The organism is Alkalicaulis satelles (assembly GCF_008630495.1).
GTDB lineage: Bacteria > Pseudomonadota > Alphaproteobacteria > Caulobacterales > Maricaulaceae > Oceanicaulis > Oceanicaulis satelles.
The window spans coordinates 1059193-1078923 of record NZ_VWOJ01000001.1 but is presented as its reverse complement, the minus strand read 5'-3'; the positions used below and the strand labels follow the sequence as shown (position 1 = coordinate 1078923).

The window sequence follows — 19731 nt, the reverse complement described above, 5'->3', positions numbered from 1 at the left end:
GCTCATAGCCACGCCGCCACCAGCGGTCTCAGGGCGATGCGGGCTTTCAGGCGCGCGGCGATCAGATAGATTCCGGCCACCTTGCGCTGGATATAGGCGAAATCCACCGGCGGGGTGTGATTGAACCCGGCCGCCTGAAGCGCCTGGCCCTCGGCGCGCATGCGCTCGGCCAGGCCTGACCCGGCGAAATCGAACACGGCTGTCGAGGCCAGCGGCGCAAATCCCGTGCGGGCGAGCGCGACCGCCCGCGCCCGCACATCCGGTTCCAGACCGGCGCTGATCGCCCCGGCGTCTTCCAGCGCCGTTTCCAGCGCGGCGTCATCGCCCTCCAGCCCGGCCCGCAACAGCGTGCGCAGGCCTTGGGCGCGCGCGGGGCTCACCGTCTCCACCGCGCCGAAATCCAGAAGCGCGATGCGCCCGTCCGGGCACAGGCGGAAATTGCCCGGATTGGGATCGGACTGGATCAGTCCGAACTCGAAGATTTCCCGCAATGTCAGCCTGACCAATCGCTCGGCGATGGCGTTGCGCCGAGCCTGGTCTTCGCTCCCGGCGTGTTTGAGCGGGGCGCCGTCCAGCCAGTCCATGGCCAGTATGTCCGGCCCGCTCAAATCGGTTTCCAGGCCGGGCGTGACGAAGTCCCGGTCATCGCCCAGCGCCTTGGCGTAGGCGGCCAGATACTGCGCCTCGCTGAGATAATCGGCCTCCCGGTGCAGACGCGTGCGCACGCCCTCCAGGAAGGGGCCGATATCGGCGCCCTTGGGCAACAGCCCCGAGCGGCGGATCAGAAAGGAGAGCGTGTCGAGATCCACATCAATGCTGTCGCGCACGCCTGGAAACTGCACCTTCACCGCCAGCGCCCGTCCGCCGCGCAGGCGCGCACGGTGCACCTGTCCGATGGAGGCCGCCGCCGCCGGGCGGGTCTCGAAGCGTTCGAAGCGGGCGGCCCAGCCCGGACCCCAGGCCCGGTCCAGCACCCGGCGCAGCTGATGGGGCGGCATGGGCGCGGCGCTCTCCTGCAACCGGGTCAGGGGCTCGGCCAGCTCTGGCGCCAGTACCGCGCCGTAATCCATGGAGACCAGCTGGCCCGCCTTCATCGCCGCGCCGCGCAGGCGCGCCAGCTCCTCGGCGGTCCGGCGCATATGGCCCGGCGTCAGCAACAGACCGGCGGGCTTCAGGCTCTGGCCGCGGATCAGGGCTTCAGCCCCCTTCAGCAGCGACCGGCCGGCCAGCTCCGCGCCCAGACCGGCCATGTGCGCCGTGCGCGACAGGCGCCCTGAAGGTGCGGCCACGCCGCGCCGGTCACGCTTGTCCATGGCGGGCTCCCTCACCAACACAACGCATGGAAGACGTTCTAGGGCGCGCAGAGCCAAGGTCACGGGCGGCGCGCCGCCGCAGACAGGCGCAATTGCCGCTCGCGCTGGACGCGCGGCGGTTTATGGTGACCCGTCTTCAAGCGGGGAGGGGGCGTTGCGCGCACCGGACCATGAACGGGTGAGCCCCTGGCTATGGGCGGCGGCGGGGCTGGCGGTTGCGGCCGGCGCGCTCTGGTCGCTGTATCTCGCCGCCAACGCCAATCTTCTCTGGGAAGAGGCCTATTTCCGCCTGGCCGGGCGATCCCCGGCGCTGGGCTATGCCGATACGCCGCTGGGCACGCCTTTGCTGGCGGCTTTGTCTGAAGCGCTGTTCGGGTCCGGCAAGCTTGGCTCCCGGCTGCTGACCTGGGCGCTGTCGGCGCTTTTGCCGCTGGGCGTGTTTTTCCTCGCCGAGCCGTTGACGGGACGGGTCAGGGCGCTGATCGCGGCGGCGCTGTCGGCTCTGGTCCCGCCCTTTGTGATCGCAGGCGTCTACGCCTATCCCGAAGGCCCGCTCCAGCTGCTCGCCGTGGTGTTCGCCGGCTGTCTGATCCGTGCGCTGGCGGGAAACAAGCTGGCCTGGTGGCTCGCCGCCGGGGCGGTATGCGCCATCGGCCTGCTCTATCATTACCGTTTCTGGTTCGCCCCGGCGGGCGTGCTGGTCTTCCTTCTCGCCGCGCAGGCCGGGCGCGCCCAGTGGCGCAATCCCAAGGCGCTGGCCGCCGGGGCGGTCGCTGTGCTGGGGGTGATCCCCAGCATCGCCCATAACGTCCTCACCGATTTCGGGCCGCTGCGCTTTCAGGCGCTGGAGCGTCAGGACTGGCGTTTCTGGCCGCGCGGCCTGCTCTACCCGGTGGAGCAGGCCGGCCTTGTGACGCCGGTGATGTTCGCCTTGCTGGCCGGCGCCGCCGTGCTGGCGGTGCTGCGCTGGCGGGGCGGGGATGCGCGCCATGCGCTTCTGGTCTGCATGGCCGGTGCGCTGTTTATCCCGTTTGCAGCGCTGGCCCTGTTTGACAGCCGCTATCTCCTGCACTGGCCGCTCATGACCTATGCCCTTTTGATCGTACTGGCGCCGGAAGCCGCCCAGCGTTTCCACGACGCTCTGGGCCAGGCATGGCGGCGCTGGACGGCGCGTGTTGCGGCTGTGATCGGCGCTGTGCTGATGGCCGCGGGCGCTATCGGTTTCGGGGTCAGTCTCCTGATCTGGCAGGCGCCCGAGCGCTTTCTTGAGCCGGACCGGTTTTACACCCTGCAGGGCGGCGATCTGGAGGACTGGTCACGCTTTGCGCCTGCGCTAGAGCGCGCCTTTGCCCAGGCCGGGGAGGGCGCGGTGTTCGCCGCCGCCGACCAGGTGGCCGGCGTGCAGCTGCGCGTCACGGGGGGTGTTACGGCCCGGGCCTACATGCTCGATCATCCCGATGACGCCACACGCGGCGTGCAGACCGCCCACGCCCCGCGCGGGGAGTCCGAGGCTGACCTCATCGCCCGCGAGGGCGGCTCACCGGCTGTGGTGGCCCTGCGCGAGCCCTTCTATCTCTACCGTGATCTGGACGCCGTGGCGTTCCGCGAGCGCCTGTGCGCCATGTTTGAAGACGTGCGCCTTGTGGAAACCGCCCGTCTGCCCCCGGGGCGGGTGGAGGCGTCATTCTTTGTTGCCCGCGTGCGGGAGGGCGGACCGGCGGAGACCTCAGAGCCGTGCGCCTTCCTGCCCCACGCCATTCTGGAGCGTCCGCGCCCGGCCGAGCGGGTATCGGGCGTGATCCCGGTCTATGGCGTGGCCGCCCATCCGTCCGGCGTGGAGCGGGTGGAGGTGCTGGTCGATGGCGAAGTGAAAGTCACCGCCTGGCAGCGCCATGACCTGCCCGGCTGGCGCTTCCCGCCCGTGCTGGACTTTGATCCGGACTATCCGCAAGTGTACTGGGATGTGCGCCTGGATCTCGATGGCGTGCCTTCCGGCCGGCGCACGCTCTCCATCCGCGTGGTCGCGCGCGGCGGGGAGAGCTTCATCACCGGCGAGCGGCCCCTATTCGTGCGATGATGCCAGCCTCATGAAACTGCCCCGCGACATCACGGCCCGCCTGGTCTGGGCGCTGGACAATCTCCTGCCGCCCGCCTTGCGCGATGCGCGCTGGTTCGCCCGCCTGTTCATCGCGCCGGTGGCCCGCTCGCGCACCCGCGCCTATCTCGATTTCAAGGCCCGCGCGCCGGGCATGAGCGCGCACGAATACGCCGCCGCCTATCGTGAAACCGCAGGCGTGATGGACCGCGAGACCGATCTCAACCGCCCTTGTGCTGACGCGATCGAGGCGGCGCTGACCGGCGGGGCCGTGCTGGATGTGGGCGCCGGGCGCGGTTGGCTGGCTGCGCGCCTGTCGGAGCGCTGCGCAGTCACGGCGCTCGACATCGTTACGCCCGAAGGCAGGGATGATGGCGTGGGCTGGGTGCAGGGCCGGTTCGAGGCGCTGCCCTTTGCCGATGACAGCTTTGACGGCGTGGTCTGCGCCCATGTGCTCGAACACGTGCTGGATTTCGAGGCCTGCCTTGCCGAGCTGCGCCGGGTGACGCGCGGGAAGCTGATCATTGTCGTCCCGCTGCAGCGGCCCTATCGCCACGCGCTGGACCTGCACCTCAATTTCTTCCCGTGGCCGGAAGCCTTCCTCCTGCGCGCGCGTCCTGGCGGGCGGGCCCATGCCTGGTCGGTGCTGGGCGGGGATCTCTATTACGAGGAAGATGCGGCGAAGGCCCAGTAGCGCGAGGCCAGAAACGTCGCCGCCGGAACCGCGATCACGGCCAGCGCCAGCGCGGCTGCGGCCCCGCCCGGTCCCGAGGCCGCAAGCCAGCCGCCCAGCACCGCGTTGGACACCGCGAACCCGCCCAGCGCCACCACGAAAAACCGCGCGGTCGCCGCGATGCGTCCTGATTTGACAGCGAAGGTCCACATCACATGGCCCGCCGCCGATACCAGAAAGGCGATGGCGAAGCCCAGCGCATTGGCCGCGAACGGCGCCATCTCCATGGCGAAGAACACCGCAACCAGGCCTGCATAGACCAGGGTGGCGGCCACGCCCACCACGCCGAAGCGCATGAGCTGGAACACGCCCGTCCTGATCATGGCTGCGACGTGCCGGAGGGTTCCGGGCGCGGCTCGGGGCGGCGGTAAATGCGGTCGACGAGATAGACCGGCCTGGCCTTCGCCTCGGTGAACAGCCGGCCGATATATTCGCCCAGCACCCCCACCGAGATCATCTGCATGGCTGCGGCGATGAGCACCGCCACCATCAGCGAGGCGTAACCGGGCACGTCTGCCCCGAAGGCCAGGGTGCGCACGGTCAGATAGACGGCGTAGACAAGGGCGCCCATCGCAAAGACCAGGCCCAGATAGGTCCAGATCCGGATCGGCAAGGTGGAAAATCCGGCCATGCCGTCCAGGGCGAACGCCCACAGCTTGGGCAGGTTGAACTGGGTGCGTCCCGCTGCCCGTGGCGCGCGGTCATAGAACACGGCCGTGGAGGAGAAACCCACCCAGGCCACCAGCCCCTTCATGAAGCGGTTGCGCTCGGGCAGGCGCTTGACCGCTTCGGCCACGCGCCGGTCCATCAGGCGGAAATCGCCCGCATCGGCGGGGATTTTCACGTCGGAGAAGCGGTTGAACAGCGCGTAGAAGGCGCGCGCCGCGCCGCGCTTGGCCCAGTTGTCCGCAGCCCGGCTGGCGCGCACGCCATAGACCATGTCATAGCCCTCGCGCCATTTGGCGATGAAGGCGGCGATCACTTCGGGCGGGTCCTGCAGATCGATATCGATAGGCACGATGGCGTCGCCCGCGGCGTGATCCAGGCCGGCGGTCAGGGCCGCTTCCTTGCCGAAATTGCGGCTCAGCTGGACGATGGTGACGCCGGGGTCAGCCTCGGCCAGCGCCACAAGCTGCTCCAGCGTGGCGTCCGTGGCGCCGTCCACCACGAACACATATTCAAACCGGCAATCATCGAGCCCGGCCAGCACCGGTCTGACCGCGTCCATGAAGGGCGCGACGGAGTCCGCCTCGTTAAAGCAGGGGATGACCAGAGAGATCAGGGGCGAGGGCGGGCGCGGGGCGGGCGTAAGCGCCATGGCGGATCTTTCGGAGTGATGAATCGATCAGGCCCCACTATGCCCCGCTTCGCCCATGGCGGAAATGAGCGGCTCGCCGCCCGGCGCGGCTTCAGGCGCCGGGGCGTCGGGCTTCGGCAGAAGTTTCAGCTTGCGTGCGGCAAGCCCCAGCCCGGCGCGGGCGGCCAGGCCCAGGCCGCGGCTCTCGTCGATGGACGGGGTGAGGCCGAAGCGGCGGCGCATCAGGCCGTTGAACATCATGGCGTGATTGCGCACGCGCACGTCCGCACACGCATATTCGGTGGCCATGGAGACGTTCAGCCCGTCCAGATTGACCACGCGGTGCGGCGTGTGCACCGGCCAGCACAGCACTTCGCCGGGCTCCAGATCGAACACGCGCGCGCGCCGGTCAAACTCGCTGCGATAAGGCAGGTCGTCGCTGAACGGGTGCATCAGCACCGCTTCCACATCAGCCTCATTGAGCACCGGCGCCGAGCGCGGATAGACATAGACGCGCTTCTTGCCGCGCAAGTGCCAGAGCATGGTGTCGGTGCGGTCGATATGAAACGGCACGCGCGCGCCCGGCGCGGAGATCAGCAGACCGCCCTTGATCACATCGGGGCGGAAGCGTGGATGCAGGGCGCGCAGCTCGGCGAACACAGCGCCCAGCAGGGCGCGGTATTCGGGATGGATGTTGAACGCCTGGCGCAAATTCATCCACACCCGGCCCTGACGCGCGCCCTCCAGCAGCTCCGCCCCGCCGCGCGCGCCCGGCGCCATATCGGTCCAGGAGCGTGACGAACCGTCCTCGTCCATCACTGCAATGTCCAGAAGTTCGCGCGGATGGGTCTCGATGAGCTCTTCCAGCGCGGGGTCGCAGAACAGGCCGCTATCGGCCAGACGATGCCGCGCACGCACAATGCCGGTGCGGAACCGCCCGCGATCTTCCTGCGTCCAGCGCTCGATCCAGTCCATGCCCAACCCTCCCGCATCCGTCCCCGTCCGGCACAGGCGCGGCGGGTTTTGAGGGGGCGGGGCAAGGAATGGGCCGGAGGAGATCAGGGGACGGTGCTTGGCCTATTCCTGAGATTCATCAGGCAACTGCCCGGCCAGCGCCACCTCAAGGTCGGCCACAAGTTTGGGGAAATGGTCGCTCACAGTGCGTGCAACGATATCCGGATCGATGGTTCTATAGCCGTGGACTATGCGATGCCGTGTCGCCGCAGCGTTTCTGAACTCGATATGGGAGAGCGCGTCGGCCACGGGACTCGGCGTGCGGCTGGCGGCCTCCCCTATAATTTCAATGCATCGTTGAACTGCAAGGAAACGCACTTCGTCACTCGCCAGAGCGGCGCCGTCTCGCTCGCCCACAAGGGTCAGCGCCTTACGTGCATAGGCAAGCATGTCATCGAGAAATGGTCGCGACTGCATTACACCGCACGCGCCTCAGCCAGCACCACATCCTTTATGCCCGGGTGCAGGCAGGTGCGCGGGACCAGATCAACGCGAACGCCCAGCTCGGACACAAGGAAATCATCGAGATCATTGAGGGCGAAAAAACTCGGCGTGCGCTCGAAATCAAGCAGGAGATCGAGATCGCTCCCCGCCCCGTGTTCGCCGCGCGCCCGCGAGCCGAACACGGCTATTGCGCTGACGCCAAAGCGGGCGCGCAATTCAGGCTTTAACGCCCGCAGACGGTCCAGCAATTCAGGGTCAAGCGTGCTCATGAGGCCATGATAGCACTGCTTGCCGGGACGTTACATCCTGAACACCCCGAACCGCGTCGGCTCGATGGGCGCATTCAGCGCCGCAGACAGCGCCAGCGAGAGGACGCGGCGGGTGTCGGCGGGGGCGATGACGCCGTCATCCCACAGCCTTGCGGTGGAATAATAGGGCGAGCCTTCGGCCTCGTAGGTTTCGCGGATCGGCGCCTTGAAGGCTTCTTCCTCGTCCGCACTCCAGCTCTGGCCGCGCAGCTCCATGCCGTCGCGCTTGACCGTGGCGAGCACGCTGGCGGCCTGCTCTCCGCCCATCACCGAGATGCGCGCATTGGGCCACATGAACAGGAAGCGCGGGCCGAAGGCGCGCCCGCACATGCCGTAATTGCCCGCGCCATAGGAGCCGCCGATCACCAGGGTGATCTTGGGCACGCGCGCGCAGGACACGGCGGTGACCAGCTTGGCGCCGTCCTTGGCGATGCCGCCGGCCTCGTATTTGGAGCCGACCATGAAGCCGGTGATGTTCTGCAGGAACAGCAAGGGAATGCCGCGCTGGCAGCACAGCTCGATGAAATGGGCGCCTTTGAGCGCGCTTTCGCTGAACAAGACGCCGTTATTGGCGATAATGCCCACCGGCATGCCGTGCAGACGGGCGAACCCGGTCACCAGCGTCTCGCCATAAAGCTTCTTGAACTCGTCAAACTCCGAGCCGTCCACGATGCGCGCGATCACCTCGCGCACGTCATAGGGCGTGCGTACATCGGCCGGGATCACGCCGTCCAGCGTCGCCGGATCGAGCACGGGCGGGCGCGGATCAGCGATATCCAGCGCAGGACGCTTGGTGGTGTTGAGCCCGGCCACGATGCGCCGGGCGATCTGCAGGGCGTGATCATCGTCGGCCGCGTAATGGTCCACCACGCCCGACTGGCGCGCATGCACGTCGGCGCCGCCGAGATCTTCAGCCGAGATCACCTCGCCGGTGGCGGCCTTCACCAGGGGCGGGCCGCCCAGGAAGATCGTGCCCTGCTTGCGCACGATGATGGTCTCGTCGCTCATGGCCGGCACATAGGCGCCGCCCGCGGTGCACGAGCCCATCACCACGGCGATCTGGGGGATGCCTTCGCTGGAGAGCGTCGCCTGATTATAGAAGATGCGCCCGAAATGGTCGCGGTCGGGGAAGACTTCGGCCTGATGGGGCAGGTTGGCGCCGCCGGAATCGACAAGATAGACGCACGGCAGCCGGTTCTCGCGCGCGATCTCCTGGGCGCGCAGATGCTTCTTGACCGTCATCGGGTAATAGGTGCCGCCCTTCACCGTGGCGTCATTGCACACGATCATCACTTCGCGGCCGGACACCCGGCCAATGCCGGTGATCATGCCCGCCCCGTGCACATCGCCCTCATACATGCCATTGGCCGCCAGCGGCGACAGCTCCAGAAAGGGCGAGCCGGGATCGAGCAGGCGCTGCACCCGGTCGCGCGACAGAAGCTTGCCGCGTTTCAGGTGCTTCTCGCGCGCGGCGTCCGATCCGCCCAGGGCGGCGGCGCCGGTCTTGTCCTTCAATTCATCGACCAGCGCGGCCATGGCGTCTGCATTGGCCTTGAAGGCCGGGGCGTTCGGATCAAGCTGGGTGGGCAGAACAGGCATGGCGGCTCCAGGGCGTCTGGCCGGACAGGGCGTGCGGTCTGATTAGCCCGCGCGAGGGACACGGCGCAATGGCGCGGCGCGCAGTTGATCATGTCGCCCAAGCCCCCTTGCGTTTCCCCGGCGCAAGCCGGGGCCCAGTGGCGCCGGTGAATCTGGGTCCGTCTTTCGATGGGAGAACGCAGGCAGGGACGGAGCGCAAAACGGGGGAGTGTTGATCGGGCGCCAATGATCTGGAAGGCTGGCGACCTTGCGGGGCATGACAATCGGCTAAGACGGAGGAGATCATGACAATATTGTCTGCCGCAACCGCCGCCCTGGGCCTGGTCAGCGCCGGGCAAGCGCCGGAGGCCAACCCTGTGCATCTGCTGCAGGACGGGGTGGCGCTGTCCATCACCGCCCACACCAGCGGGATGTGCGAGGTTCAGCCCGCCCCCCTGTTTGAAAGGATGACGGACAGTTTTAGCGCGCACGGTCTCGAATTCCGGCGCGCGCAGGACGACGAGACATCGCTGATAGCCATCACCGTTCGCACCTATGGCCAGACGGATTATGGCTGCGGGGCCTACATGCATGTCGAATTCATGCAGCATGTGGAGGCGGTGGCGGTCGACTACGCGCAGGCGCCGTATGAGGGGCAAGTGACGCTGGCCAGTTTCATGACGCCCTATCCCCAGTCCGGGCTGGAGGGCGAGGACTTCCAGGCCGGGCTCGGCGATTGGGCCCGTGAAGAATTGACCGGGCTATGGGGCCAGATGATGGAGCTTCAGGCGCAGGACTGAGCCCCCTTAATCCTCTTCCTCCACATCGAGGAAATCGACGTGGAAGTCGGCCGCTTCCTCGTCGGAGAACAGGTCTTCCTCCTCGCCGGGCAGGATGCGGCCGGGTTCGGGGATCATGAAGTCGGGCGGCAGGCGGCTGGAGAGCAAGCCTGCGGCTTTCAGATCACTGACGCCGGGCAGATCGCCAAGAGAGGCCAGGCCGAAATAATCCAGGAAGCCGTCGGTGACGCCATAGGTCACCGGACGGCCCGGGCTGCGCCGGCGTCCGCGCAGGCGGATCCATTTCATCTCCAGCAGCTGGTCCAGCGTGCCTCTGGACACCGCCACGCCGCGAATATCCTCGATCTCGGCGCGGGTGACCGGCTGGTGATAGGCGATGATGGCCAGCGTCTCGAGGGCGGCCTGGGAGAGCTTGCGCGGCTCCTCGCGTTCGGTGCGCAGAAGGAAGGCGAGATCGGGCGCGGTCTGGAAGCGCCAGCGCCCGCCTACTTCCATGAGCTGGATGCCGGCGCTCTGGTATTTGGCCTGCAGGGCGGCGATCACCGCGCGCACGTCCGCGCCCGAAGGCAGGCGCGCCTTGAGGGTGTCGAGGTCCAGCGGCTCCACCGCCGCGAACAACAGCGCCTCGGCCATGCGCATCAGCTCGGCGTCATTGTCCACGGCCAGGCGCACGCCCGGCGGGCCGCTATCGCCGCCGGGGCGCTGCCCGGCCTCGGCGCGCAGGGCGCGGATCGCCTCGGTGACCGGATCGCGTTCGGCGCCGGGCGTGTCATCGCTCATGAGCGTTTCTCCCGGCTGGCGGGGCGCATCCAGATCGGGGCGAAGGGTCCGTCCTGGCGCATGTCGGCGTCCCCGTCCTTGGTGATTTCCAGCGCCGCCAGCAGGCTGGACGCGGTGATGCTGGCGCCTGACGGTCCGTCGGCCTCCGCCTCCTCGGGCAAGAGCTTGCCGAACTCCTCCCAGCCGGTCAGGCGGGTGAGCACGCCGGTCAGGCGCTTGCGGGCCTGTTCGAGGGAATACACGCGCGGCGCGGCGGGCTGATAGGTGGCGAACGCCCCGCGCTCGCGCCGCGCAGCGTAGGCCTTGAGCAGATCATAGAGCTCGGCCTCATAGAGCGGCGTGCGGATGGAGCGCACGCCTTCAGGCTGGCCGCACGGGAAGACGTCGCGCTTGAACAGGGCGCGCGCATAGAGCGCTTTGGCGCCTGCGCGCATGGCTTCCAGCCGGGCCAGGCGGAAGGCCAGCGCGGCGGCCATCAGCTCGGGTTCGGGCTCGTCGTCCTGGGGGCGGGGCTTGGGCAATAGGAGGCGCGATTTGAGATAGGCCAGCCAGGCCGCCATCACCAGATATTCGGCCGCCAGATCGAGCCGCCTCTGGCGCGCGGCGTGGACGAAGTCGAGATACTGGTCGGCCAGCTCCACCATGGAGATGGCGGTCAGATCCACCTTGTTCTTGCGCGCCAGCGCCAGCAGCATGTGCAGCGGGCCTTCCCAGCCGCCGATATCCAGGATCAGCGCCTCGTCCTCGCCGGCCTCGCGCGCCGCCTCGAAATCGTCTTCGGTCTCGGGGAACAGCGTGCTCATGGCGCGTCCAGTCCGGCCTCTTCGAACAGGCGCGCCAGGGCGGCCTGGCCCGCGTCGGGATCGAACGGATCGGGCGCGCGCCGGGCGGCCAGCGCCGCATCGGCCCGGCGCAGGGCGTCGTGATCCAGGCGCGGCGTGGCGTGGGCGATCTCGATCATGTCGGGCATGGCGCCGTTATGGATGACCAGATCGCAGCCTGCGGCGAAGGCGCGGCTGGTGCGCTGGCGCAGCGGGCCGGACAGCGCCTTCATCACCAGATCATCGCTCATGAGAAGGCCGTCAAAGCCGATATCGCCGCGGATCACGCGTGTGATCACTTCGGACGAGAAGGTGGCGCAGTCATCGCGGTCGATGGCGGTGTAGACCAGGTGGGCGGTCATGGCCATCAGCGCGCCCTTGATTCCGCGGAAGGCGGCGAAGTCCGTGCGCGCCAGCGTCTCCTCGTCCGCTTCCACCACGGGCAGCTCGAAATGGCTGTCCGCACCGGCCCGGCCATGGCCGGGCAGATGCTTGATCACGCCCAGCACGCCCTGATGCAGAAGGCCCTCCAGCGCGGCTGTGGCCATCGCCGCCACGGCGTGCGGATCGCTGTGCAGGGCGCGGTCGCCGATCACGTCATGGGCGCCCTCCACACGGATATCTGCGCACGGGGCGTAGTCGGCGTCGATCCCCAGCGCGTAGAGCTCATGGGCGATGAGCCGGTGATTGATCCGCACCGCCTCCAGCGCCAGCTCCGGTTCGCGGTCCCACAGCGCCGCAAAGCGCGCAGCGGGCGGCGCAGCGCGCCAGTGAGGCGGGCGCAGGCGCTGCACCCGGCCGCCCTCCTGGTCGATGAAGACCGGCGCGTCGCGCCCCACGCAGTCGCGCAAGGAGTCGGTCAGGGCGCGCACCTGACGGGGACGGTCCACATTGCGCGCAAACAGGATGAAGCCCCAGGGATCGCAATCGCGAAAGAAGGCTTTTTCCTCCTTGCCCAGGGTCTCGCCCTCAACGGAGAAGGCAACCGCCGCCGCCCCGCTCATCGCCGCGCCACCAGGCAGGACTGGCCGCGCGCGTCCAGCGAGGCGCAATAGGCGGCGGCCTCCTCGCGGGTCTCGAACCCGGCCACGCGCAGGCGGTGAAACACGCCGCGATCGCCCAGATCGGCGCGCTGGATGTCAGGCCCGCGCCCGGAGGTCATGTCGGAATGGCGCGAGACGAAGGCGAGCCAGCCCGCCTCGGCTTCTTCCTGGGCCCGGTAGGCGCCGATCTGCACCACAAAGGCGCCTTGCGCCCGGCCTGACGGCGCGGGGGCGGTTTCGCTGCGGGCCGGGGCGGCAGGCTCAGCAGGTGTCCTGTCCTGGGCTGATTCCGGGGCTGATTCCGGGGCGGGTTCCGGCAGCGCCTCGGGCGGGGCATCCAGCGCATCGGCGTCAGCGGCTTCCACCTGCACCGGGGGCAGGCGCTCAGGGCGCGCCACCGGCTCCTCGGCGCCCGGCCGGACGGGCGCGGGCCCGCCATCGGCCTCATCGCGCCCGGCGCGTTCTCCATTGCGCCTGCGCAGCTCATAGGCGCTCAGGTCCTGATTGGGGGTCTGGAAGCCGCCCGGATCTTCGGGGGCGACGCGGAAGGGCTCGGCGTCCGCCAGGATCACCGGGCTGTCGGAGCGCTCGCGCACGCCCAGCTGGAACGCATTCCAGACCACCGCCATGAACAGGGCGAACACCACCGCCGCCGCCAGCAGCACCAGCCAGCCGCGCCGGTCCTGCTCGGCATCACGCGCGTCAAACATTTCATAGTCATCCGGCGGGGGCGCGTAGGGCCCAGCGCCGGGGCGCTCAGTGCTCATGGCCATACCTTGCAGACCTTGGACCTTGTCATGGCGGCGTGTGATTCGCCCGCGCGATCACGCCCGCACCATAGCAAGCCGCAGCCGCGCGCGCCTCCCCGCGGCTCAGGGCGCTTCAGGCCGGGCGCTCGCCCGCCTGGACCTGGGCGCGGGCATCATCGAGCAGCTGGTCCATCTTCAGCTTGATCACATGGTCGGAGTGGGAAACGCCTTTGGCGTCGAAATCGCTGCGGATCTTGCGCATGACATCGGCGTCGCCGGGCTCCTCGAGATCGGCCTTGACCACGGCGGCGGCGTAGGCGTCCGCCTCCTCGCCGCTCAGCCCCATCTCGCCGGCCGCCCACAGGCCCAGCAGCTTGTTGCGCCGCGCCTGAGCCTTGAACTCCAGCGCCTGATCGTGGGCGAATTTGTTTTCAAACGCTTTTTCGCGATCTTCAAAGCTGGCCATCAATTGCTCTCTTGCTGGATGGGAGGAGGCGTAATCACATTCGCCATGGTAATCGCCCGCCCGGCAGGGAATCAATCGCAAGAGGCGGCGGCGCGCCCATGTTGCAGCGCACTGGCCAATGAGCGTATCATGAGGCTTCCGCGGCCCGTGCATGACGGGCCGTTTCTCGTTTCCCGCCCCTCTGCGGAGTTGCGCCAGCACCCATGTCCCGCCGCAAGAAACTTTACGAAGGCAAGGCCAAGATCCTCTATGAGGGTCCCGAACCGGGCACGCTCGTCCAGCATTTCAAGGATGACGCCACCGCCTTCAACAACAAGAAGCAAGCCGTTCTGGAGGGCAAGGGCGTCCTCAATAACCGGATCTCCGAACACATCATGGAGAATCTCAACCGGATCGGCGTGCCCACCCATTTCATCCGCCGCCTCAACATGCGCGAGCAGCTGGTGCGCGAGGTGGAGATCATCCCGCTTGAGGTGGTGGTGCGCAATGTGGCCGCCGGCTCCATCGCCCAGCGCTTCGGGCTCAATGAGGGCGAGCCGCTGCCGCGCGCCATTGTGGAATTCTATTACAAGGATGATGCGCTGGGCGATCCGCTGGTCAGCGAGGAGCACATCGCCGCGTTCAACTGGGCCAGCCCCCAGGATGTGGACGACATGATCGCGCTGGCGCTGCGGGTGAATGACTTCCTGTCCGGCCTGTTCACCGGCGCGGGCATCCGCCTGGTGGACTTCAAGCTGGAGTTCGGGCGCATTTACGACCAGAACGACATGACCCGCATCATCCTGGCCGACGAGATCAGCCCTGACAGCTGCCGTCTGTGGGACATGACCAGCGGCGAGAAAATGGACAAGGACCGGTTCCGGCGCGATCTGGGCAATGTCACCGAAGCCTATGCCGAGGTGGCGCGGCGTCTGGGAATCATGAAGGAAACCGGCAACGGAACTGGCGACGAGGCGATCTGATGAAAGCGCGCGTGCATGTCTATCTCAAGCCCGGCGTCCTGGACCCCCAGGGCCAGGCGGTGGCGAATTCCCTGAAACATCTCGGCTTTGACGAGGTGGGCGCAGCGCGCCAGGGCAAGCTGATCGAGATCGATCTCAACACCGCCGACGCCGAACTGGCCCAGAAGCGCGTGGCCGAGATGTGCGACAAGCTGCTCGCCAACCCTGTGATCGAGACCTACGACATCGAACTGAGCGCGTAAGCCCGTCCGGCTTCGCCCCTAGTGCAATCCGCGCATGTAGAAGTTCGGATTGGAAATGCAGGGCGTGCCGTTGAACATGGCGTTGAACGTGCCGTACTGCACGCCCGGAACGCCTGTGCGCATGGTGGTGGAATAGCCGTGGCCGTTATTGGCCCAGGACGGGCAGAGCGGCGCCGCCTGGGCGTAGCCGCCATAGGATGGCGCGCTATGGCTCCACCGGTCCCGGTAGCCGCGCTCATGGCGCTGGCTGAGCCGGCGCACGGCGGCGCGCTGGGCTTCCAGACAGGCGCTGTCATAGCCTGCAAATGTCCCGTCCGGGCGGTAGACCGAACACAGCTCGTAATCGCCGTTGGACAGGCGCTGGGCTTCGGCCGGTTCTGCAGCCGCCAGGGCGGTCAGAACGGCGGTGCAACTGGCGGCGGCGATCATGCGGAACATCAGCCCCTCCGTCATGCGGCCCGTGAAATCCTCAGGCCGCGCTTTGGAATGTCACGTTCATAAACCTAACGCCGCCGAGGGTGAATGCAAGCTGAACGCTTTTGGGCTGACGCGCCGCTCACGGTCCGTGCGGCCCCCAGACGCCCAGTGCGGTGAACACCGCCAGCGCCCCCAGCAGCCCCGCCGCCAGCCAGCGCCAGACCGCCCGGCGCATCATCGCCTGCACCGAGGCGGCGCCTGCGGCCAGCACGGTCAGGGCCGGAATCGTGCCCAGGCCGAAGCCGGCCATAACCAGCGCGCCCTGCAAGGGGCTTCCGGTCAGCCCGGCGTAGAAGGTCGCCAGATACACCATGGCGCACGGGATCAGCCCCCAGGCCAGGCCCAGGCCCAGAGGCCCCAGCCTGTGCAGATGATGCAGGCGCCGGGTGAGGGGCGAGGTGATTCGCCCGGCCAGACGCCCGCCCGCGCCGCCGAATACGGGAATGTCCAGCACCGAGAAGGCCGCCGCCATCAGCGCCAGGGCGCCCAGCCAGCGCGCCGCCGCACGGGCGAGATCGGGTGGCTGGCTTTCATGAAAGCCCCAGCCGATCGCGCCCGCCGCCGCGCCCAGCGCGATATAGATGCACACGCGCGCCAGCTGGGCCTGGGTCAGCACCCACAGCCGGCGCCTTATGGCGTGACCGGCGCCGCCCTGCACGGCGATGGCCGCAGCAATCCCTCCGCACATGGCCAGGCAATGCACGCTGGCGCCCAGCCCGGCGATGAAGCCCGCCAGCATGTCCAGCTCCAGCCGTCCGGCCAGCGCCGGGCCGGTGTCCAGACCGGGATGGGTCACGCCTGCGCGCCTTCATGCATTGGAATATAACCTGTTTCACCTTGCGGACGCCCGCAGCGCGCCTTGATGCGGGCCGCGGGCCGCGTCACCCTAAACGGGCTGCATGAGGCGGCAAGATGAGACATAATGCCATACTTCCCTTGCGGTCTTTTATCCGCACAAGGGGTGTGATTTTAATTTCCCCGTCGAGGAGGGGCTTATGGGCGCGGGCACAGCAAACATGACCGGACAGACGAAAACCGGCTTTGATCATAACGGATTGATCGTCACGGCGATTTGCGTCCTGGGCGCTATCTGGGCGCTGATGGCCGCCGCCTTGGGATCAGACGCAGCCATGCGCACCCATGCCTGGGTGATTCTGGCGGGCTTCCTGACCGGGCTTCTGATCATCGTGGGCGCCTATTCCAATGGCGGGGTCGTCATCGACAAGCGCGAATACAACGAGGCGGTCATCCGCTATGGCGTCATCGCGTCCATGTTCTGGGCTGTTGTCGGCCTGCTGGTGGGGGTGGTGATCGCGGCCCAGCTGGCCTGGCCCACCGTGTTCCAGTTCGACGCGCTGCCTGAGCTCAATTTCGGACGGCTGCGCCCGGTGCATACCTCGGCGGTGATCTTCGCCTTTGGCGGCAATGTGCTCATCGCCACCAGTTTCTATGTGGTCCAGCGCACCTCGCGGGTGCGCCTGGCCGGGGGCGTGTGGCCCTGGTTCGTGTTCTGGGGCTATCAGTTCTTCATCGTGGTGGCGGCCACCGGCTATCTGCTGGGCATCACCCAGTCGAAGGAATACGCCGAGCCTGAGTGGTACGCCGATATCTGGCTGACGCTGGTATGGGTGGCGTATCTCTTGGTCTTCCTGGTGACGCTGGCGCGGCGCAAGGAGCCGCACATCTATGTGGCCAACTGGTTCTATCTGGCCTTCATCGTCACCATCGCGCTGCTGCATGTGGTGAACAATCTGGCCATGCCCGCCGACTGGCTGGGTTCGCGCAGCTATTCGGCCTTCGCCGGCGTGCAGGACGCCATGACCCAGTGGTGGTACGGCCACAACGCCGTGGGCTTCTTCCTGACCGCCGGCTTCCTGGGGATCATGTACTATTTCATCCCCAAGCGGGCCGAGCGGCCAGTCTATTCCTACCGGCTGTCCATCGTGCACTTCTGGGCGCTGATCTTCATCTATATCTGGGCCGGCCCGCACCACCTGCACTACACCGCGCTGCCCGAATGGACCCAGACGCTGGGCATGACCTTCTCGATCATGCTGCTGATGCCTAGCTGGGGCGGCATGATCAACGGGCTGATGACCCTGTCGGGCGCCTGGGACAAGCTGCGCACCGACCCGGTGATCCGCATGCTGGTGGTCTCGGTGGCCTTTTACGGCATGGCCACGTTTGAAGGCCCGGTGATGAGCATCAGGGCGGTCAACTCGCTGTCCCACTATACCGACTGGACCATCGGCCACGTGCATTCGGGCGCGCTGGGCTGGGTGGGCTTCATCTCCTTCGGGGCGATCTACTGCCTGGTGCCCTGGCTGTGGAAGCGCAAGTCCATGTTCTCGCGCGCGCTGATCGAGTGGCATTTCTGGCTCGCGACCCTGGGCATCCTGCTCTACATCACCGCGATGTGGATTTCGGGGATCATGCAGGGCCTGATGTGGCGGGCCTATAACGAGCTGGGCTTCCTGGAATACTCCTTCGTCGAGACCGTTGAAGCGATGCATCCCTACTACATCATCCGGGTGCTGGGCGGCCTGCTCTACCTCGCCGGCGCACTGTTGATGGCGTGGAATGTCTACAAGACGGTCCGGGGCGATGCGGCGGACGCCGAGGATGTCGCTCCCGCCCAAGCCATCCACAAGCCTGCTCAATAGGGGAAGCGATATGGCCAAGAAAACCAATTCGATCTGGGCCTGGCACAAGCGGGTGATGGAGCAGAACTCGCTGGTGCTGACCGTGGGTATTATCGGCGTGGTCTCGATCGGCGGGATCGTGGAGATCGCCCCGCTCTTCTATCTCGACGAGACCATCGAGGAAGTGGAGGGCGTGCGCCCCTACACGCCGCTGGAGCTGATGGGGCGGGACATCTATATCCGCGAGGGCTGCTATGCCTGCCACTCCCAGATGATCCGCCCGCTGCGCGACGAGGTGGAGCGCTACGGCCATTTCTCGCTGGCCGCCGAGAGCATGTATGACCGGCCCTTCCAGTGGGGCTCCAAACGCACCGGACCCGATCTGGCGCGGGTGGGCGGCAAGTATTCCGACGAATGGCACCGCGACCATATGCGCGATCCGCGCTCTGTGGTGCCCGGCTCCATCATGCCGGCCTACGCCTTCATGGAGACCACCGCGCTGGAGCTGGACGTGATCGCCGGGCGCATGCGCGCCCTGCAGCGCCTGGGCGTGCCCTATACCGACGAGATGATTGACCTGGCGGTCGATGACGTGCGCACCCAGCTCGATCCGTTCGCCGCCGATTACGATGCGTTCCTGGAGCGCTATCCCGGCGCGGTGGTGCGCAATTTCGATGGCAATGAGGCCATGATCTCCGAGCTCGACGCCATGATCGCCTATCTCCAGGTGCTCGGCACATTGGTGGACTTCTCCACCTATGAGGCCGATGCCGACGCCAATCTGAGGTAGCGCCATGTATGAGAGCCTGGCCCATTTTGCGCAGTCATGGGGGCTGGTGGCCTTCATGATCTTCTTCGCCGGGGTGCTGGTTTACGCCCTGTGGCCGAAGAACCGCGACAAGTTCAACGCCGCCGCCCGCTCCGTGCTGGAGGACAATGACCGTCCCGACGCCGGCCGGCCCGGGGCGGACGACAAAAAGGAAAGCCGTGATGGCTGAGCACGACAAACCCCCGGTCGACGAGATTTCCGGCGTCGAGACCACCGGTCACGAATGGGACGGGATCACCGAGTTGGACAATCCGCTGCCGCGCTGGTGGCTGTGGTGTTTCTACGCCAGCATCGTGTGGGCCATCGGTTATATGATCTTCATGCCGGCCCTGCCGGCCCCGCCGGGCTTTGACGGCCATACGCGCGGGCTGCGCAATCACTCCGAACGCGCCAATGTGGCGGTGGCGCTCGCCGATCTTGAGGCGCGCCGCGGGCCCATGTTCGCCCAGCTGCAGCAGACCGTGGACGAGGGCGGCGTCGTGGCGGTGCTCAATGACGGCGATCTGCTCAATTTCACCCTGGCGGCGGGCCGCTCGGCGTTTGGCGATAACTGCGCCACCTGCCACGGCGTGGGCGGCGGGGGTTTTACCGGCTATCCCAATCTGCGCGATGACGACTGGATCTGGGGCGGGTCCTTTGACGATATCCGCCACACCATCGTGGCGGGCATTCGCTGGGAGGAGCATCCCGAGACCCGGTTTTCGGAAATGCCGGCCTTTGGCCGTGACCAGCTTCTGAGCCGCGAGGAGATCAACGCCGTCACCGATTATGTGATGACGCTGTCATCGCTCACGGTTTCCGAGAACGCCGATCTGGCGCTGGGCGCGGAGATCTATCAGCGCGAATGCGCCAGCTGTCACATGGATGACGGGCGCGGCGACCAGAGCATCGGGGCGCCCAACCTGACCAATAATATCTGGCTGTATGGCGGTTCGCGCGAGCAGATCCGTCATGCCATCCATCGCGGCCCCTATGGCGTCATGCCGGCCTGGGAGCAGCGCCTGCCCGAGCCGGTGATCACGGCGCTGGCCGCTTATGTCTACCTCCTGGGCGGCGGCGAGACCCTGCAGCAGCGTGAAGCCGGGCTGGCGCCGCAGATGGCGGCGGAAACGGCCAGCGCAGGCTAGTGTCGCGCGCC

At 67.3% G+C, this 19731-nt stretch carries 23 protein-coding genes; 9 read left to right on the top strand and 14 right to left on the bottom strand.

The window, feature by feature from the left end; translation table 11 throughout:
* Window positions 1-2 precede the first annotated feature (2 nt).
* On the bottom strand, window positions 3-1313 hold the full coding sequence (locus F1654_RS05255; protein ID WP_150022419.1) for an ABC1 kinase family protein: 1311 nt from the start codon (window positions 1311-1313) through the stop codon (window positions 3-5).
* A gap of 154 nt (window positions 1314-1467) precedes the next feature.
* On the opposite strand from F1654_RS05255, the gene F1654_RS05250 reads away from it, so the two are divergent.
* The gene (locus F1654_RS05250) at window positions 1468-3390 is read left to right on the top strand and encodes a glycosyltransferase family 39 protein (protein ID WP_199200459.1); all 1923 of its coding nucleotides are present in this window, start codon (window positions 1468-1470) and stop codon (window positions 3388-3390) included.
* Between the two features lie 10 nt (window positions 3391-3400).
* The gene (locus F1654_RS05245; protein WP_199200458.1) at window positions 3401-4102 is read left to right on the top strand and encodes a class I SAM-dependent methyltransferase; all 702 of its coding nucleotides are present in this window, start codon (window positions 3401-3403) and stop codon (window positions 4100-4102) included.
* On the opposite strand, the gene F1654_RS05240 is transcribed toward F1654_RS05245, so the two are convergent.
* From F1654_RS05240 to F1654_RS05215, 6 genes are all read right to left on the bottom strand, one after another.
* The gene (locus tag F1654_RS05240; RefSeq protein ID WP_150022416.1) at window positions 4072-4464 is read right to left on the bottom strand and encodes a GtrA family protein; all 393 of its coding nucleotides are present in this window, start codon (window positions 4462-4464) and stop codon (window positions 4072-4074) included. The genes F1654_RS05245 and F1654_RS05240 overlap by 31 nt on opposite strands.
* The gene (locus tag F1654_RS05235; protein ID WP_150022415.1) at window positions 4461-5459 is read right to left on the bottom strand and encodes a glycosyltransferase family 2 protein; all 999 of its coding nucleotides are present in this window, start codon (window positions 5457-5459) and stop codon (window positions 4461-4463) included. The genes F1654_RS05240 and F1654_RS05235 overlap by 4 nt, the downstream gene beginning before the upstream one ends.
* Window positions 5460-5486: 27 nt before the next feature.
* Window positions 5487-6413, bottom strand: coding sequence for a cupin-like domain-containing protein (locus F1654_RS05230; RefSeq protein WP_150022414.1), 927 nt, complete (start codon window positions 6411-6413; stop codon window positions 5487-5489).
* A 102-nt stretch (window positions 6414-6515) separates the two neighbouring features.
* Complete coding sequence (locus F1654_RS05225) at window positions 6516-6869, bottom strand: HepT-like ribonuclease domain-containing protein (RefSeq protein ID WP_150022413.1); 354 nt, start codon at window positions 6867-6869, stop codon at window positions 6516-6518.
* Window positions 6869-7165, bottom strand: coding sequence for a nucleotidyltransferase family protein (locus F1654_RS05220; RefSeq protein WP_150022412.1), 297 nt, complete (start codon window positions 7163-7165; stop codon window positions 6869-6871). The genes F1654_RS05225 and F1654_RS05220 overlap by 1 nt, the downstream gene beginning before the upstream one ends.
* A gap of 30 nt (window positions 7166-7195) precedes the next feature.
* Window positions 7196-8803 (bottom strand): carboxyl transferase domain-containing protein, encoded by a 1608-nt coding sequence (locus F1654_RS05215; RefSeq protein WP_150022411.1) that lies wholly within the window; start codon window positions 8801-8803, stop codon window positions 7196-7198.
* A gap of 284 nt (window positions 8804-9087) precedes the next feature.
* Here F1654_RS05215 and F1654_RS05210 point away from each other — a divergent pair, with 284 nt between their 5' ends.
* Entirely contained in the window at window positions 9088-9582 is a 495-nt protein-coding gene (locus F1654_RS05210) for a hypothetical protein (protein WP_150022410.1), read from the top strand.
* 6 nt (window positions 9583-9588) lie between these two features.
* Here F1654_RS05210 and scpB read toward each other — a convergent pair whose 3' ends face one another.
* The 5 genes from scpB to F1654_RS05185 all read right to left on the bottom strand — a co-directional run bounded on the left by scpB (window position 9589) and on the right by F1654_RS05185 (window position 13441).
* Window positions 9589-10362 (bottom strand): SMC-Scp complex subunit ScpB, encoded by a 774-nt coding sequence (gene scpB, locus F1654_RS05205; RefSeq protein ID WP_150022409.1) that lies wholly within the window; start codon window positions 10360-10362, stop codon window positions 9589-9591.
* Window positions 10359-11165, bottom strand: coding sequence for a segregation and condensation protein A (locus tag F1654_RS05200; protein WP_150022408.1), 807 nt, complete (start codon window positions 11163-11165; stop codon window positions 10359-10361). The genes scpB and F1654_RS05200 overlap by 4 nt, the downstream gene beginning before the upstream one ends.
* Window positions 11162-12187, bottom strand: coding sequence for a beta-N-acetylhexosaminidase (gene nagZ / locus F1654_RS05195; RefSeq protein WP_150022407.1), 1026 nt, complete (start codon window positions 12185-12187; stop codon window positions 11162-11164). Before nagZ ends, F1654_RS05200 begins: the two co-directional genes overlap by 4 nt.
* Entirely contained in the window at window positions 12184-12993 is an 810-nt protein-coding gene (locus F1654_RS05190) for an SPOR domain-containing protein (protein WP_199200457.1), read from the bottom strand. The genes nagZ and F1654_RS05190 overlap by 4 nt, the downstream gene beginning before the upstream one ends.
* Window positions 12994-13108: 115 nt before the next feature.
* Window positions 13109-13441 (bottom strand): DUF1476 domain-containing protein, encoded by a 333-nt coding sequence (locus F1654_RS05185; RefSeq protein ID WP_150022405.1) that lies wholly within the window; start codon window positions 13439-13441, stop codon window positions 13109-13111.
* A gap of 203 nt (window positions 13442-13644) precedes the next feature.
* Here F1654_RS05185 and purC point away from each other — a divergent pair, with 203 nt between their 5' ends.
* The gene (gene purC, locus F1654_RS05180; RefSeq protein WP_150022404.1) at window positions 13645-14403 is read left to right on the top strand and encodes a phosphoribosylaminoimidazolesuccinocarboxamide synthase; all 759 of its coding nucleotides are present in this window, start codon (window positions 13645-13647) and stop codon (window positions 14401-14403) included.
* Window positions 14403-14645: a phosphoribosylformylglycinamidine synthase subunit PurS gene (gene purS / locus F1654_RS05175; RefSeq protein ID WP_150022403.1), complete on the top strand. Its 243-nt coding sequence runs from the start codon at window positions 14403-14405 to the stop codon at window positions 14643-14645. Before purC ends, purS begins: the two co-directional genes overlap by 1 nt.
* An 18-nt stretch (window positions 14646-14663) precedes the next feature.
* On the opposite strand, the gene F1654_RS05170 is transcribed toward purS, so the two are convergent.
* Together F1654_RS05170 and F1654_RS05165 are read right to left on the bottom strand one after the other, a co-directional pair.
* Entirely contained in the window at window positions 14664-15083 is a 420-nt protein-coding gene (locus F1654_RS05170) for a hypothetical protein (RefSeq protein WP_150022402.1), read from the bottom strand.
* A gap of 118 nt (window positions 15084-15201) precedes the next feature.
* On the bottom strand, window positions 15202-15918 hold the full coding sequence (locus F1654_RS05165; RefSeq protein WP_150022401.1) for a sulfite exporter TauE/SafE family protein: 717 nt from the start codon (window positions 15916-15918) through the stop codon (window positions 15202-15204).
* Window positions 15919-16138: 220 nt separating this feature from the next.
* Here F1654_RS05165 and ccoN point away from each other — a divergent pair, with 220 nt between their 5' ends.
* Genes ccoN through ccoP form a run of 4 tightly spaced genes read left to right on the top strand, consistent with a single transcriptional unit; the run spans window position 16139 to window position 19720 of the window.
* Window positions 16139-17785, top strand: coding sequence for a cytochrome-c oxidase, cbb3-type subunit I (gene ccoN / locus F1654_RS05160; RefSeq protein ID WP_199200478.1), 1647 nt, complete (start codon window positions 16139-16141; stop codon window positions 17783-17785).
* Between the two features lie 10 nt (window positions 17786-17795).
* Window positions 17796-18554: a cytochrome-c oxidase, cbb3-type subunit II gene (gene ccoO / locus F1654_RS05155; RefSeq protein ID WP_150022399.1), complete on the top strand. Its 759-nt coding sequence runs from the start codon at window positions 17796-17798 to the stop codon at window positions 18552-18554.
* A 4-nt stretch (window positions 18555-18558) separates the two neighbouring features.
* Window positions 18559-18762: a cbb3-type cytochrome c oxidase subunit 3 gene (locus tag F1654_RS05150; protein ID WP_150022398.1), complete on the top strand. Its 204-nt coding sequence runs from the start codon at window positions 18559-18561 to the stop codon at window positions 18760-18762.
* Window positions 18755-19720, top strand: a complete 966-nt coding sequence (gene ccoP, locus F1654_RS05145; protein WP_150022397.1) for a cytochrome-c oxidase, cbb3-type subunit III — start codon at window positions 18755-18757, stop codon at window positions 19718-19720. The genes F1654_RS05150 and ccoP overlap by 8 nt, the downstream gene beginning before the upstream one ends.
* The last annotated feature ends 11 nt before the right edge of the window (window positions 19721-19731 follow it).

Bases quoted from the DNA above. Each gene is read 5' to 3' on its own strand.
- F1654_RS05255 (WP_150022419.1), bottom strand. From the start codon at position 1,313: ATGGACAAGCGTGACCGGCGCGGCGTGGCCGCACCTTCAGGGCGCCTG.
- F1654_RS05245 (WP_199200458.1), top strand. From the start codon at position 3,401: ATGAAACTGCCCCGCGACATCACGGCCCGCCTGGTCTGGGCGCTGGAC.
- F1654_RS05240 (WP_150022416.1), bottom strand. From the start codon at position 4,464: ATGATCAGGACGGGCGTGTTCCAGCTCATGCGCTTCGGCGTGGTGGGC.
- F1654_RS05235 (WP_150022415.1), bottom strand. From the start codon at position 5,459: ATGGCGCTTACGCCCGCCCCGCGCCCGCCCTCGCCCCTGATCTCTCTG.
- F1654_RS05230 (WP_150022414.1), bottom strand. From the start codon at position 6,413: ATGGACTGGATCGAGCGCTGGACGCAGGAAGATCGCGGGCGGTTCCGC.
- F1654_RS05225 (WP_150022413.1), bottom strand. From the start codon at position 6,869: ATGCAGTCGCGACCATTTCTCGATGACATGCTTGCCTATGCACGTAAG.
- F1654_RS05220 (WP_150022412.1), bottom strand. From the start codon at position 7,165: ATGAGCACGCTTGACCCTGAATTGCTGGACCGTCTGCGGGCGTTAAAG.
- F1654_RS05215 (WP_150022411.1), bottom strand. From the start codon at position 8,803: ATGCCTGTTCTGCCCACCCAGCTTGATCCGAACGCCCCGGCCTTCAAG.
- F1654_RS05210 (WP_150022410.1), top strand. From the start codon at position 9,088: ATGACAATATTGTCTGCCGCAACCGCCGCCCTGGGCCTGGTCAGCGCC.
- scpB (WP_150022409.1), bottom strand. From the start codon at position 10,362: ATGAGCGATGACACGCCCGGCGCCGAACGCGATCCGGTCACCGAGGCG.
- F1654_RS05200 (WP_150022408.1), bottom strand. From the start codon at position 11,165: ATGAGCACGCTGTTCCCCGAGACCGAAGACGATTTCGAGGCGGCGCGC.
- nagZ (WP_150022407.1), bottom strand. From the start codon at position 12,187: ATGAGCGGGGCGGCGGCGGTTGCCTTCTCCGTTGAGGGCGAGACCCTG.
- F1654_RS05190 (WP_199200457.1), bottom strand. From the start codon at position 12,993: ATGAGCACTGAGCGCCCCGGCGCTGGGCCCTACGCGCCCCCGCCGGAT.
- F1654_RS05185 (WP_150022405.1), bottom strand. From the start codon at position 13,441: ATGGCCAGCTTTGAAGATCGCGAAAAAGCGTTTGAAAACAAATTCGCC.
- purC (WP_150022404.1), top strand. From the start codon at position 13,645: ATGTCCCGCCGCAAGAAACTTTACGAAGGCAAGGCCAAGATCCTCTAT.
- purS (WP_150022403.1), top strand. From the start codon at position 14,403: ATGAAAGCGCGCGTGCATGTCTATCTCAAGCCCGGCGTCCTGGACCCC.
- F1654_RS05170 (WP_150022402.1), bottom strand. From the start codon at position 15,083: ATGTTCCGCATGATCGCCGCCGCCAGTTGCACCGCCGTTCTGACCGCC.
- ccoN (WP_199200478.1), top strand. From the start codon at position 16,139: ATGACCGGACAGACGAAAACCGGCTTTGATCATAACGGATTGATCGTC.
- ccoO (WP_150022399.1), top strand. From the start codon at position 17,796: ATGGCCAAGAAAACCAATTCGATCTGGGCCTGGCACAAGCGGGTGATG.
- F1654_RS05150 (WP_150022398.1), top strand. From the start codon at position 18,559: ATGTATGAGAGCCTGGCCCATTTTGCGCAGTCATGGGGGCTGGTGGCC.
- ccoP (WP_150022397.1), top strand. From the start codon at position 18,755: ATGGCTGAGCACGACAAACCCCCGGTCGACGAGATTTCCGGCGTCGAG.